We start from the raw sequence: 14285 nt of genomic DNA on the forward strand, positions 1-14285 counted from the left end.
ACAAATTAAATTGAATTGCAGAAGGGATGATGAAGAATGTTTCAATTGATGATGTTCAACTTAATAACAGCCAATGCGGGTCTTAAGCGACATCATCTGCATATGCGACATAGTCAGAACCGGTAATACAACGATGACCGTCAAATTTTGGGAGGAAAAGCATATGCAAAAATCAGTTAAGCGTTTTATTGGAACAGCGTTAGTGTTAGTCAGTGGTATCATCTTGGCAGGTTGTGGGAAATCCGCCACGAAGGTTCAACAAACGGCAACCATCATGGAACAAGCTGACATTTCGTCATTGGATTCATCACAAATTACCGATGTTGGCGCCCTTGAGACCGTGAACAACTCACAGGAAGGGTTGTATCGAATGAAAAACAGTACCACCGTGATTCCGGGACTTGCCACAGCCATCGTTAAACCAACCAATGGTCAAACGGTGTACACCTTCAAGCTACGCAAAAACTTGAAATGGAGTAACGGCGATGCCTTAACCGCTAATGATTTTGTTTATTCATGGCGACGGGCAGTTAATCCTACCTCTAAGGCAGCCAACGCCTACATGTTTTTACCAATTAAGAACGCCAAACAAATTGAAAACGGTAAACTGCCGGTATCTAAGCTCGGTGTTCAAGCCGTTAACAAAACCACTTTGAAAGTTACCTTGGCACAGGCAACGCCATACTTTAAGTATTTGGTTGCGGCCGTCCCGTTTTTGCCACTCAACCAAAAAGTGGTCGAGAAGTACGGTTCGAGTTACGGGACTTCCGCTGCTAAGACCGTTTTTGACGGACCATTCACCATTCAAAACTGGACAACCTCGTCAGCTAACTGGACCCTTAAAAAGAACCCGAACTATTGGGACAAAAAATCGGTTAAGTTGAGTAGCGTCAAATTCCAAGTGGCCAAATCGCCAGAAACGGCATTGTCACTTTATCAATCTGGTAAGTTAGACAACATTGTGTTAGCCGGGCAACAAGCCGCTCAGATGAAGAAGGATAAGGGATACTTGAGTTATCCAAGTGGTGAAACGGACTACTTAGCTTATAACTTCCGTAGCAAAGCCATGCGCAACCTCAATATTCGAAAAGCCATCTCACTGGCCATTAACCGCGAGAGTTTAACCCAGAACGTTTTGAAGAATGGTGCTAAAGCCCCTTACGGCCTGGCACCAGAGGAAATTTCAAAGAATCCGTCAAACGGCAAGGATTTTGCGAAGGATTCAAGTGTTAAAGAATCGGTGGCATACAACCCAACCCTTGCTAAGAAGTATTGGGCCAAAGGGATGAAACAGTTAGGCTTGACCAAACTCAACTTGAAGTTGGTTTGTTACGACGTGGATTCATTCAAAAACTCAGCTGAGTACATTCAAGCTAATACCAAGAAGTATCTGAAGGGCATCAACATCCAAATCGATGTCCAGCCAAAGGTTCAAGCCATTACGACGATGCAAAAGAAAACCGGTTATGATTTAGGCTTCACCAACTGGATCGCCTCATATCCTGATTTAAACGAATTCTTCCAGTTACTCAACACCAACAACGTCAATAATGCAGGTAACTATTCCAACGCTACTTACGACAAGCTTTATAGTAATGCTAACGTGAAAGACGTTACTAGCACTCAGAAGCGCTACGACGATTTCAAACAAGCCAATCAAGTGGCCATGAAACAACAGGCCATTGCGGCACTAAACCAAGGCCAAATTGCACGACTGAACAAGCCTAGTTTACAAGGGGTGACCTACGCCGCTGCTCAGGGGATCTCATTAAAAGATGCATACCGGACAAAATAGGAGGTTAAACCATGACAACGCAAACACCAATGATCGATGAAGAACAGATTTTAGCTGATTTTAACTACTTGCACACGCGTGGGGAGACCGCCTTTAACGAAGTGAACACCACGAACTACCTTGCCAAACGATTGGATGAAATGGGCGTTGCTTATGAGCGTTTCGATGATTTTACTGGCTTAATTGCCACCATTGGTGATGGGCGCAAACCCATCATTGGGATGCGATCAGACATCGATGCCTTGAAACAAGTCTATCAGGGTAAAACCCAAGTGCTACACTCTTGCGGCCACGATTCACACATGGCGATGGTCCTTGCCGTAGCAGCGTACTATGCTAAACGGCCTGAAGCCATTCCAGGGACTTTGAAATTGATTTTTCAACCAGCTGAAGAGACTGTGACCGGCGCTGATCGGGTCATCAAGAGTGGTAAGCTGGGTCAGTTAGATTATTTGTACGGCTTACACGTTTGCGCGCAAGATGAAGTGGCGGGCAAGCACGCCGAAGCCATGATTCCAGACATTGCGACGCGGACTTATTGGGTAACAATCACTGGTAAAACTGCTCACGCTGGTCGCCCCGAACTTGGCGCAAACGTGATTGACGGCTTTAGTGCCCTAAATGAAAAGTTTAAGCAAATCAAACTAGATACTAACTTGCCATACTCAGTGACCACCACCATGGTGCAGGCCGGTGAATCGTCCAACATCGTGCCAGATAAGGGGACGTTTGCCGTGGATTTACGTGCCCGGACGAACGACATGATGGATGAACTTCAGGCCCAAGCATTTCAAGCCATGAAAGACGTTTCAGTCAACGGCATCGAAGTGATCTTAGACGGCAATGATTTATCACCGGCGGCAATTCCAAGCGAACCAGCGATTTCAACCATGTCAAAAGCAATCACTGAAGTCCTTGGCGCCGATGGGCTGGTTGAACCTGCACCTACTCAAGGTGGCGATGATTTTCACTTTTACGCCTATGACGGCGTGGCTAAGGAATCGACCATGTTGGGGCTTGGTTGTGATTTGACGCCCGGTTTACACGTTCCTGGCATGACTTTTGACCGGTCGGCAATGTTTGATGGTGCTCAGATTATGATTAATGTTGTGCGGATGACGGGTAAGAATTAATTAAGATGTAGGTGAAGCTGAAACGATGAGATTGCGGCTTAATTAAAAAACGCTGTAAGTACCTTATTTCTGGTATTTACAGCGTTTTTGGTTTATTTATCTGATTATCGTGATGAAGTAGCTTCAGATTGGTGAATTTTCAATTTGAGGTTAATTGTTTTCTGGCGTTGCGTCCTTCGTATGACGATTATGTTTCTCTAAATCAGCCATGATTTGTTCACCCAACAATTCATCAGCCGTTACCGGGTGATGTCGCGACCAGAGATAACCGGCTAAACCCAGAATGGTCCAAGCGCCTAAGATGATATATTCGTATGGCCAGACTAAGGATACTGGGGTACCCGGAATCACTGTGATGGCGGCAATTGCCAGTGCAGCTAAGCCACCAATGGTTGGCCAGATCAAGCGCCGGTTGCGAAAACCGCCAATCATGGTGGGGTAATTGCGGCGGACGCGAATCAAACACCAGGCACTAAAGGCCCAAGCTAAAGCAATCAAGAAACCACCCATATCTAGGAAGTAAACCAGGGCGCCTTTACCCAACCAGCCAATACCAAGGGCGAGTACGAGTACCAGCCAAAGCGCATTAGTAGGGGTCCCATACTTTGGGTGCAACTTTGCCAGTGGTTTTGGTAGCATGTGGCCACGAGCCAATGAGAAAATGAGACGAGATGAGGCGGAAAATAAGTTCAAGAAACTCGTGAGTAATCCTAGCACCGCGATAGTGAAGGCAACGGTGCCTAGGATTGGGAATCCGGCTGCCTTAAAAGCATCGATGGTCCCCATGTTGAGGTTGGCTGTTTTTTGCCATGGATAAACCCAAGCTGAAGATAAAAGCACACCGATGTAATAAGTAGCGGCAACTACGATAGAAGCAATCACGATGATGCCGATTTTTTTGGCGGGCATCTTTGCCTCTTCCGCCATCGTTGCCACAGACTCCCAGCCAGTCAAGAAGGTCATGGCCGGTAGTACGAAGCGAATAATTGCGGGTAACGGTTGTTGCTTACTGCTAAAAGCAGGCCAGAAGTTGTGTGCGGAGCCCCGGCTGAAACCGACCACCATCAGTGTGACGCCTAAGATGACGAGGCCGACCATCATAATGGTTTGAATTTGGCCAGTTAATTTGGCACCCAGATAAGTAATTGTAAAAATGATGAGTGTAATCAGGATGCCTAGTCCTAACTCCAAGTAATAAACTTGAACGCCCGCAAATTGGTAGGACGGTCCAGTTGCGATTGCGGGAAAGAGCTGGGCAATGAGTAAACTGGACGCGGTTACGTAAAAGCCTAACGCGCTTAAGTAGCCGCCCATTAAAGTCCAAGCTGCAAATAAGGCGCCACGTTTTCCGAATGCGACGTAGCCAAACACCACTTCGCCGCCGGAACGGATGAACAGTGTCGCTAATTCTGCAAAAGACAGTGACGCCAGCACCGCAACGAACATTGCGAGCATCAGCCCAAAAATTTCGCCACCGGCGCCATACTCACTAAAAAACTGACTGTTGGTATAGATCCAACCACTACCGATGGTGCCGCCCGCGCCTAGGGAGATCAAACCAATGGTGCCAACACTTTTTTTAACGGTTTTTGTAGCCATTATGAAGTCCTCCTCAGCGTTATCTTAAATTAAGAATACGCTTACATTTTGATGAATCAAGGAAATTCCTGTGAACCTTCTTTGAAACCAAGTGTGTTGATTCGACCAGTGTCGCAACCTAACACAATTTTAAAACCGATTGTTCTAGAAACTGTAGAATACCGGATATTACGGCCCAGGTCAAGCAAAGGTAATGCTAAAGCGACAATCGCTAGTTTCAATCCGTTTGCCGCACGGATGATTGACCAGAGTGAGGCCAAGCCATTCAAAATCAATCGTTAACGGCGTGCATCGTTTGACGAAAGGCATTCTCGATAATATTAACCAAACATTAAGTTTCTTAGTGTGTGAGATTGAAGCCGCTTACGAACTGCGCCATCGTTGTCATTTGCGATAACTACTGGTCAATCCGGTTTAAAACGGTGCTTGACGGTGATTTATACCCTCTGTACAATGTAAAAGTTGGTGTCAATTTCAGTTGCGACCGGTGTAGCCTAGTACCGGTTGCCTTAACCGAATGTTTTGGGGAGAGAATAGATGCATTTATTTAGTAATTTTGTGATTTTATATCCGCTCATTGTGTCAATCGTTTGGATCACTGGCGCAATTTTTTTTGGAATTCTGCAGCACCAGGTGCCGTTACGTCGGCCATCTGAACAAGAGGCAACGCCATTAGTGTCGGTCTTGATACCGGCGCACAATGAGGAAACGACTTTACATGAAGTGGTTGAATCAGTGTCACGGTTAACCTATCAGCACATCGAACTGATTTTAATCGATGACGGCAGTTCCGATGAGACGTTGAACGTGATGCGAGCGCTTCAAACGCAATACGCGGCACAACTCCTAATTAAAGTTGTGCCTGTTAAGCAAAATGGTGGTAAAGCCAATGCGCTCAACGTTGGGTTGGATTCGGCTGAAGGCGAATACCTGCTCTGCTTGGATTCTGATTCCTACATTGACCAAGACGCTTTATCACATATGATGCTTCAATTTTATAATGACGACAAAATTGGTGCAGTTGCCGGTCGGCCAGTAGTCCGTAATCGAACCACGCTACTGGGCCGACTGCAACTACTGGAATACATTGGGATCATCGATATCATCAAGCGTGGGCAAGCCTTTATTACCGGTCACATCACAACGGTTTCTGGTGTGATTGTGGTTTACCGCAAACGGGCGGTTAAAGAGGTTAACCGCTGGACGGTTGAAGCCTTAACTGAAGATATTGATATGACTTGGAAATTATATACGAAACACTGGCGGGTGGCATATTGCCCCCAAGCAGTATCTTGGATACTAGTGCCTGAACACTTAAAGGCTCTGATCAAACAACGTCGTCGCTGGGCCCGTGGTGGCCTGGAAGTCTTAGTTCGTAACCGCCAGTTGATTTTAAACGGTCGGTTAGCGGAACAATGGCTGTTGGTTGATATGGTTATTAGTAATGCCTGGGCACTTTGCTGTACTTTCGCCGTTTTGATGTACTTCTTAACGATGGTATTTGCGCACGTCTTGATTTTGGATGGTGGCATTTTGTTCGTGCTTACCTTGATCAGCATCGTTCAGTTCATAATTGGGTTTACCAGTTCACAGCGACAGGGGTACGTTGATTGGCAGGATCTGTTGTTGTTGCCAATGTACTTTGTCTTTTACTGGGTGGTTAACCTGGTGAGCTGCATCACCGCGTTGGGCTCATTTTTCATTGATCCAAAACGCAAGGGCGTCTGGGCAAGTCCAGACCGGGGGGTGTAGGCATGGATAAACATCAATTAGTTATTCGCAAGAAAACCGGTTTGGCTTCGCGCTTGCGGCGTGCCATCTTATTGATTTTGTTATGGCTGTTTGCCATCTACGTGATTGGCATCAACCTCTGCTTCATTTTTGGCGTTTACACTGACAGTTTGGTGGTAAATTACTCGTTATTTAACTTATCATTACACGTGTATAAGTTATTTGGCATTCTAATTGTCGTCATTGGTGCGCTGATTTCGTTGTATGGCGTTGTGCACATTCGAAACCTCAAGCGAAAGGCGGCAGATCATGACTAAGATAATGAGAAAGTGGATCCTCGGAATCATTATTGTGGTCTTTTTGGGCCTAATAGCGATTAACGTTAAGAAAAATATCAAATTTGAACTTGGTAATCGCGAAAATTATGCCTTAGCTGCCAAGGATCAAAAAATCAAAAATGGTATCATGGTGCTGTGTTACCACCGAATTTTGAACGATAACCTGGCTGTTAAAACGGTGCAAGCGGTTAGTCCCAACAACCAATTGCACGCCTACAACGTGAACTTATCGGACTTTAAAGTTCAGATGAATGACCTTGAACGGCAACACATCAAGGTGATTTCAACCTCTGAGATGGTGAAGATGCTTAAATCAAATCAACCCGTTCGCGGCAAATACGTGGTACTGACCTTTGATGACGTTGACCGGACTTTTGCGGAGAACGCAGCACCGGTTATGAAACAGCACCATTACCCTTACACTGCCTCGATTATTACTGGAACGACTGGTGAATATATCGGTGGTGAACAACTCGCGACCTGGCCGCAAATTTTGAAATTGCGCAAGAGTGCTGGTAACCTGCTTGAATTAGGGGTGCACACTAATAACATGCACTACCTGATTCACGGCACTCCGGCTTTCAACTTACGTAAAAACTACACTCGCTTTAAAGCCGATTTTGCCACCAGTCAAAAAGTCATGTTGGCAAAGACTGGGAAAGTCTCACCGATTTTCACTTATCCATATGGGAGCGGAACGCCGCAAGTTGAGAATTTCTTGATGGCGCAACCGTCATTAAATGTGATTTACACCTTAAATAACGGGATCGTGACGTCGGCGCAAAACCTAAGTTTAACGCCACGGATGATCGTTAACACGGATAGCTGGCCAAGTATTAATCGTTGGTTGGCAACTAAAGCTTAATCTATAATTTTGAACTTAAATATACATGCTTAGGTTTGGCTAAGAACTAGTCTTTGATAGTTATCAAAGACTAGTTTTTTTGCTGTCTGGTGACAATTTTGTAAATTGACGCTTCAAACATAGGGAAAACCCTCGATGATAACTTTGAGGGTTTCACCGAATGGGCAGTTACCGCCAGTTGCGCGATGCTAGACTCATTACGATGGGAATGAGGGATACGCAGATGCCAGAGAAACCATATTATGAGGATGCCTATATATATTTTCCAACGGGGCGGTTAACGTTGATGCAAGCGCAACAGATCTTTAGCACGATTCCGTTCGAATTAGACTTAATTGACCATACTGAACACTTCACCTGGTACTCAGATCGACCGAATCGAGAACATGTTCGCCGAGTTGATCAGTTGGAAGAAACGGTGGAGCAATGTCATCCGGCCATGATTGTGCCCGGCGTGAAAGCAATCATTCGTAGCTTTCGCGAGGGTCGTCGCGATATGGTAGAACGTGCTGTCGTGATGAAAGGGCATAAAACCTTGGTTCAATATTATGCGTTACGGGATCCAAACGGTGAGTACCTCGGCACGATTGAATTTACTGGTAATGTCGATCACATTATTGATCTGTACGATCAGGGTGCATACAGCGCAGACATTACGTCGGGAGCCAGTACAAAAGCCGATAAGGCGCTTGGTCGCCAATTTCAGCAACAGGACGCCACTAGCGGTGCCTCAGCACAGATGACCCCACCAAAAATGACGCGTTGGTTCAAGTTTAAAATGGTCGTTGCTCACTTAATAAAACGGAACGATCATAAATAAGGCAAATGCTTGAATTAGTCAACTATGTGAAAAAACCACAAGCTAAATAGTGGTTGTCGTGTCGATCATGAGCTAAACTCCGAATACAATAAGCTGGACGGCAAGTAGACTGCCCGCCTTATTGTGTGACTGATGTTGTTGCCGATATAGGAGGGATGATCATGAATCGATTATCAAATAAAGTGGCTATCATTACTGGTGGGGCAGGCGGACTTGGTTTCGAAGACGCGAAAGCTTTTATTGCGGAAGGCGCCAAAGTGGCAATCGCTGATATGGCCGAAGAATTAGGGAAACAAAAGGCGGCGGAGTTAGGCCCAGATGCCATGTTTGTGACGTTGAACGTTACGGATGAGGCAAGCTGGGAAGCAGCCTTTCAGCAGGTCAGTGCGCAATTTGGGCCAGTGTCAATTTTAGTCAATAACGCTGGGATTGGTGATACACCATCGTATCTCAAAGATTTGGCGTTACCAGACTGGAACAAGGTGCTGGCAGTCAACTTAACCGGCGTGATGCTGGGTGTGAAGTATGGCATGCGCTACATGGCTGAAAATGGTGGTGCGATTATCAACATTTCGTCGGCCATTGGCAAGGTCGGGTTAGCCCGGGCTGCGGCCTATTCTGCAGCCAAGGCTGGTGTAGCGGAATTAAGTAAGACGGCTGCCATCGAAGCGGCGGAGTTAGACCTGCCAATTCGAGTGAACTCTGTCCATCCTGGTTGGGTGGAAACTGGGATCGTTCCAGAAGAAATGAAGCAGTTGGCCATTTCCAAAACGCCACTTAAACGGATGGGGTTACCATCAGACGTGGCTAGCATTCTGGTTTACCTGGGGTCGGACGAGTCGGTATTTGCCACTGGTTCCGAGTTTGTGGTTGATGGTGGTTTCTTAGCACAGTGATTGCGTTTCTTAATGATTAGTCAATCAAATTTAAAAAAACGGTGGCCGCTCAATGAGTAGTCACCGTTTTTGTTTGGCCAGACATTCCTTTTGAAAACAAACTATAAATAGTGATGGTGCGGGCAACTGTGATTTGATAAAGTGCTTGGTGTCATTGCTAAATCAAGATGATTCGGTCATAATGAACCCAAGTGGTCATTTAAGTCTGGTTGGCTGTTGGTGTGACTACAATTCATCAGGTGAACTAAAAAGGGGTCGGTATCATGACGGAACGAGTAATTTTAATAACAGGTGCTTCAAGTGGAATGGGGTACGCCGCAACCAAGTTATTTGCGCAACACGGCTGGGTGGTATACGCTGGTGCCAGACGAGTTGAGAAGATTCCGACTGGCCGCGACATCCATCCATTGAAACTTGACGTGACCGACGCAGATTCGCGACAGGCCTACGTCGAGGCTGCACTGGCGGGTAGTCACCAAATCGATGTCTTACTGAATAATGCGGGGTATGGTGAGTTTGGGCCGTTAGAGGAAGTACCGCTTGAAAAAGTTGAAAAGCAGTTAAATACCAATCTGGTTGGTGCCTCAGAACTAACCAAGTTAGTTTTACCAACCATGCGTCAGCAACAGTCAGGTCGAATCATTAACAATTCTTCGATTGGCGGCGACATCTATTCACCACTTGGTAGCTGGTATTATGTCACCAAGCATAGTTTAAACGTTTGGTCAGATGTGTTGGATACTGAAATTCGCCAATTTGGGTTACGGTCGTTAGTGATTGAACCAGGCGGCACCGAATCATCCTGGGCCGATATTGCCATGAAAAACGCACTGAATAATTTGCAACCCGGATCACCTTACACAAAGCTAGTTAAGGAAACCGAACAGGCCTTAAGCGGCTTCTTAAATGCTTCATCGGCCACTTCCGACGATCTCGCAAAAGTATTCTATCGTGCAGCAACCGATCGTCACCCCAAACGACGCTACTTCTACGCCATTAGTGATCAACTCATTTCCGGTGTCGCACGGACGTTCCCAGGTGCTTACCATAAGGTAATGACGGTGTTGACTGATCATTTGACTAAATCTCGAGATTAAAATTATGGGACCCAACTTTGGTTGAGTCCTTTTTTGTTGTGAGATCAATAAATCATGTGATTGAAGCATTCAACCAATTTTATATTGATAACTCAAAAATTATTTAGCATAATTGAAGTTATGTAATTGGGATTGACAGTACATATAGGGAGTGTCGAATTTTGATAAAGAAACATTTGGGTTTATGGATATTTTGTCTGGCGATGATGGGTTTAGTTATTGGCAGTTTCACCAGTGTGGTAACGGCTACTAAAGCATCATCTTCAAAAGCAGTGCTCGTCAAAGCATCACGTCAGCAGTTGGGTGTTTCGGTGGCAACGGATTCTGCACACGAAATTTTTAAGCAAGTGAGTGCCAAAACAATTGCGCGAGTCGCACATGAAGATCCGTTTAATCAGATGAAAGTGACGACTGTACTAAAACAACCTGAAAACTACAGCGGAATGCCGCTTTCAGTGAAGGGTACCGTATTCGCCGTGGATAACACGAGTAGTACCAACTGGACCAATGTTTTAATTCAGGTGGAACGCCGTACGCCAAGCCATTTGGTTCTGCTAAAAATCAGTAAATCAACCCTGGGGGCGGCACAAGCTTCCCAGTTACTTACGCCTAATCAGGTGATTCGAGTCGACGGCATTGTCGATGCGGACAATTCGAATTTAACTGCAAGGAAAATGACCGCTTCGGTAAACCACAATGTAACCGAAGTACTTTCGCCTGCATTCGTTCTCTGGGCCAAGACATACACGGTTTGACCGTGAACAGTGGGTAAGGCGCTTGAATCAGCTATCGATTGGCTATCGTTACTATTTATGATTTGATTACTTGATGAATTAACTATGGTATACTTCAATTAGATTTGATATTGATAGGGGGATTACCAGATGAAACGACATGTTCGTTTACTCGTGTTTTTAGGATTAGCGTTGATCGCGATGGTTGCAGTACTCAGCTTTGGGGGTCAAACTGCGAACGCTAAAGTTAAGTATTATAAGACTGTGCCAACTGCATTGAGAGGCACTTGGAGCACGAGTCATTGGAGGGGAAGCAAGGTACGTCAAACCTTCACAAAATACACTTGGAGGCAGTCCGGCCAAAAACTTTCGATGAAGGCTAATGATCCGAACAACCGCTTGGGCATTTATAAGGCTAAATCAGGCTACTATGTGATTGGTATTGCGCATGGTGATATGCCTGCACGTTTCAAACCAGTAAAGCATAATGGGAAGAAAGCTTTGCGAACGTATGCTTACGATTACACCAAGGGTAAGAATCAATTCTTTTACTATTATAAAAAGTAACTGCACACAAAAACGTCATCTCACCGATATTACGGTAGATGACGTTTTATTTTAGGATGAAATTAAGAAGAGAATGACGATTTAAGCAAGTAATTGACGGTTAAATAGGTACACGATGATTGTTAACGGCAACGTCAACGCCATAACCGGGTAAAGCCAAGCCCACGGCAGAACAGCAGTGATGAAGCCAGCAATGATTGGGCCGCCCGACATTCCGAGGTCGACACCAATGTAAAAGGTGCTGTTTGCTAACCCATGATCAGATTCGGGAACCAGAGTTAACGCCTTGGCTTGGCAAATTGAAAACATTAACCCGTATCCAGCCGCGAATCCAAAGGCCCCGACCAACAGCATCAGCCAGTTACTCAAGTCGGTCAGCCCTATAATGCCAATTAGGTTGAACCCAAGACAGAGCCAAAAAAACCTTTTAAACGGTACATGATCAAACGCATCTCGTAAAACTAGTCGCATGACCAGCAGAATTACGGCGTAGGTGGGGAAGAACGCACCGGCTGGCACGTCAAAATGTCGGTGAGCGATGTAGCTGACGATGTAAGATTCTGTGGCAAAGTATGGTAATGAAATCAACATCAAAATCACCGCTAATGGGACGACTTTCGGTTGAACCAACTGAAATTTTTGTGGCGTTGTTGTATTTTTTACTTGCGTGGTATCTGGTATGCCGTGGTTGCCGACAAATTGAATGACGATCAACATTAAAACACTAAACGTAGCGGCCACTAAAAATACACGCTGATAACTGTAGTGCTGGTATAAATAAACACTGAGTGCTGGACCAACTGCCATCCCTAACGCACTGGCTAACCCGTAAATGCCCATCCCAGAACCAATTCGGTCGGGCGGGAGTAAGGCTGCCATCCAGGTTGCCATGCAAACGGAGCAAAGTGTATAACCGAGACCGTTGATGATACGAAGTAGCACGACTAGCGCCACATTAGTCGTAAAAGCATACCCCAGGCTTGCAATTAAGATGAACACGCCACCTGCAAAAGTCAAAGTGTATTTCGAAACACGATCAGTTAAATTGCCGGCCAGTGGTCGTAATACAAGTGCCGTTAGGTTCATGGCACCAGCAATCACGCCCGCTAAAACACTGGTTGCGCCAATGTTGGCTGAAAATCCAGCAATAATTGGGTTAATTAACATGGGACTCATTAAATAAAAGAAACTTGCGGCTAAAACTAAGGTAACATCTTTGGTATATAAGTGCGCTTTCACGCTGTCATTTCCTTTCTAATTTTGGTGATCTAAGTTTGCGTTTGCACGGCGAGCGAGTGTGAGAAATTGTTGTTGTTCGGCAGGAGTGAATCCCTTAAATAGTTCACCACTGGTCTGCCAACCATGGGCATTGAGCTGTTCGTATTTGGTTGAGCCGAGTTCAGTTAGATTGACGAGTTTTGATCTGCCGTCTTCGGGATTCGGTACTAACGTAAATAAACCAGTCTGGACCATGTGTTGAATGATCACTCGAGCGGTCTGGTGAGTAACACTCTGATCGCTTTTAAACATTGAAATAGTGCGATTCGGATGATCACCAAAGTACTTCAAAGCATCACCTTGTCCCATCGTTAACTTTAAATCTTTGATATGTAGATTTCGTCGTTGTTTAATTTTGCGAGCTAACTGTATCAATTGACGTGCAATCATATCCTCGTTATCCATTTAATCACCTCACAGTAAACTATACAGTATACTGTACATTTTTGTAAGGCTAATTTTATTTTGGGTGTGCTGGATAGTTTTCCGCAAACAATTTCAATCATGAGTTGATTTCATTCCTTGCTTGAAGGGTCAATTAAAACATTCGAAATGCAAACCAAAAATATAACAAAACTAGTATTCCAAATTTAAATTTAAAAATTTCAAAAAATTCAATAAATTGTCAATAATTAATAAAGCGTTTCCGAAATTCATGTTATTATAGAGGAGTAGGTAATATTGAATTATGATATGTAGAAATCCTCACAAGCAGTAAGCTTCGACCTATTTAAGATGTTCAATTTATAGGGAAACGGTTTCATTTGCATATTGTAGTACTTAAGAAGGGTGGACCAAACCGATGAAAAAATTTGTAGCACTTGTGGGTACCAACACCGCTAAATCAACAAATCGGAAATTGTTAAAGTATATGCAAGGCCGATACGCTGACGAGGCCGAAATCGAAGTGGTTGAATTAAAGGGATTACCAATCTTCAAGAAGACGACTGAGATGTTCGTGCCGGAACAAGCTAAGACGATTGCCGAACAAATTAATGCTGCTGACGGTGTCATTATCGGCACACCGGAGTATGATCACTCAATTCCCGCCTTATTATCCAGTGCCTTAGCCTGGTTATCATATGGTATTCATCCACTGATGGACAAGCCAGTGATGATTGTTGGGACCTCATATGGCACACTTGGTGCATCACGTGCCCAAGCCCAATTACGTCAGATTTTAGACTCACCTGAATTAAAAGCCACTGTGATGCCTAGTTCGGAATTCTTACTGGGTCATTCATTGCAGGCCTTTGATGAATCCGGTGAACTCAAGAGCGAAGAAGAAGTGGCTAAGCTAGACGGCTTATTCCAAGATTTTCTGCTATTCACGGATCTTTCAAGTCAACTGGATCACTCGAAGGAATTACACCAAGAAGAAGCAGCTGAAAAGTTTTCATGGGACAATGGTTTAACGGAGGATAACAAATAA

Annotated in this window: 15 protein-coding genes; 12 read left to right on the forward strand and 3 right to left on the reverse strand. The window is 44.8% G+C overall.

Features of this window, described 5'->3' with window-relative positions:
* Positions 1-163: 163 nt before the first annotated feature.
* On the forward strand, positions 164-1795 hold the full coding sequence (locus FD04_RS05775; protein ID WP_056947645.1) for a peptide ABC transporter substrate-binding protein: 1632 nt from the start codon (positions 164-166) through the stop codon (positions 1793-1795).
* An 11-nt stretch (positions 1796-1806) separates the two neighbouring features.
* On the forward strand, positions 1807-2928 hold the full coding sequence (locus FD04_RS05780) for an amidohydrolase (RefSeq protein WP_056947647.1): 1122 nt from the start codon (positions 1807-1809) through the stop codon (positions 2926-2928).
* Positions 2929-3078: 150 nt separating this feature from the next.
* Here FD04_RS05780 and FD04_RS05785 read toward each other — a convergent pair whose 3' ends face one another.
* Positions 3079-4527 (reverse strand): APC family permease, encoded by a 1449-nt coding sequence (locus FD04_RS05785; RefSeq protein WP_056947649.1) that lies wholly within the window; start codon positions 4525-4527, stop codon positions 3079-3081.
* Positions 4528-4608: 81 nt separating this feature from the next.
* Between FD04_RS05785 and FD04_RS12795 the strand changes: the two genes are divergently transcribed.
* From FD04_RS12795 to FD04_RS05825, 9 genes are all read left to right on the forward strand, one after another.
* Positions 4609-4809, forward strand: a complete 201-nt coding sequence (locus FD04_RS12795) for a hypothetical protein (RefSeq protein ID WP_235805660.1) — start codon at positions 4609-4611, stop codon at positions 4807-4809.
* Between the two features lie 255 nt (positions 4810-5064).
* Complete coding sequence (locus FD04_RS05790) at positions 5065-6279, forward strand: glycosyltransferase (protein ID WP_054699846.1); 1215 nt, start codon at positions 5065-5067, stop codon at positions 6277-6279.
* A 2-nt stretch (positions 6280-6281) separates the two neighbouring features.
* On the forward strand, positions 6282-6575 hold the full coding sequence (locus FD04_RS05795; RefSeq protein WP_054699847.1) for a hypothetical protein: 294 nt from the start codon (positions 6282-6284) through the stop codon (positions 6573-6575).
* The gene (locus FD04_RS05800; RefSeq protein WP_054699848.1) at positions 6568-7461 is read left to right on the forward strand and encodes a polysaccharide deacetylase family protein; all 894 of its coding nucleotides are present in this window, start codon (positions 6568-6570) and stop codon (positions 7459-7461) included. The genes FD04_RS05795 and FD04_RS05800 overlap by 8 nt, the downstream gene beginning before the upstream one ends.
* A gap of 223 nt (positions 7462-7684) precedes the next feature.
* Positions 7685-8281, forward strand: coding sequence for a PAS domain-containing protein (locus FD04_RS05805; protein WP_054699849.1), 597 nt, complete (start codon positions 7685-7687; stop codon positions 8279-8281).
* 161 nt (positions 8282-8442) lie between these two features.
* Positions 8443-9177, forward strand: a complete 735-nt coding sequence (locus FD04_RS05810; RefSeq protein WP_056947651.1) for an SDR family oxidoreductase — start codon at positions 8443-8445, stop codon at positions 9175-9177.
* A gap of 263 nt (positions 9178-9440) precedes the next feature.
* A complete protein-coding gene (locus FD04_RS05815) occupies positions 9441-10274 on the forward strand; it encodes an SDR family NAD(P)-dependent oxidoreductase (protein WP_054699850.1) in 834 nt (277 codons plus the stop codon).
* 161 nt (positions 10275-10435) lie between these two features.
* Positions 10436-11029 (forward strand): hypothetical protein, encoded by a 594-nt coding sequence (locus tag FD04_RS05820; RefSeq protein ID WP_156660410.1) that lies wholly within the window; start codon positions 10436-10438, stop codon positions 11027-11029.
* 129 nt (positions 11030-11158) lie between these two features.
* Positions 11159-11575 (forward strand): hypothetical protein, encoded by a 417-nt coding sequence (locus FD04_RS05825; protein ID WP_054699853.1) that lies wholly within the window; start codon positions 11159-11161, stop codon positions 11573-11575.
* Positions 11576-11656: 81 nt separating this feature from the next.
* On the opposite strand, the gene FD04_RS05830 is transcribed toward FD04_RS05825, so the two are convergent.
* Together FD04_RS05830 and FD04_RS05835 are read right to left on the reverse strand one after the other, a co-directional pair.
* The gene (locus FD04_RS05830) at positions 11657-12814 is read right to left on the reverse strand and encodes an MFS transporter (protein WP_056947655.1); all 1158 of its coding nucleotides are present in this window, start codon (positions 12812-12814) and stop codon (positions 11657-11659) included.
* A gap of 15 nt (positions 12815-12829) precedes the next feature.
* On the reverse strand, positions 12830-13258 hold the full coding sequence (locus FD04_RS05835; RefSeq protein WP_054699855.1) for a MarR family winged helix-turn-helix transcriptional regulator: 429 nt from the start codon (positions 13256-13258) through the stop codon (positions 12830-12832).
* 397 nt (positions 13259-13655) lie between these two features.
* Between FD04_RS05835 and FD04_RS05840 the strand changes: the two genes are divergently transcribed.
* Entirely contained in the window at positions 13656-14285 is a 630-nt protein-coding gene (locus FD04_RS05840) for an NADPH-dependent FMN reductase (protein ID WP_056947657.1), read from the forward strand.

This window comes from Secundilactobacillus odoratitofui DSM 19909 = JCM 15043 (assembly GCF_001434895.1).
GTDB classification, from domain to species: domain Bacteria; phylum Bacillota; class Bacilli; order Lactobacillales; family Lactobacillaceae; genus Secundilactobacillus; species Secundilactobacillus odoratitofui.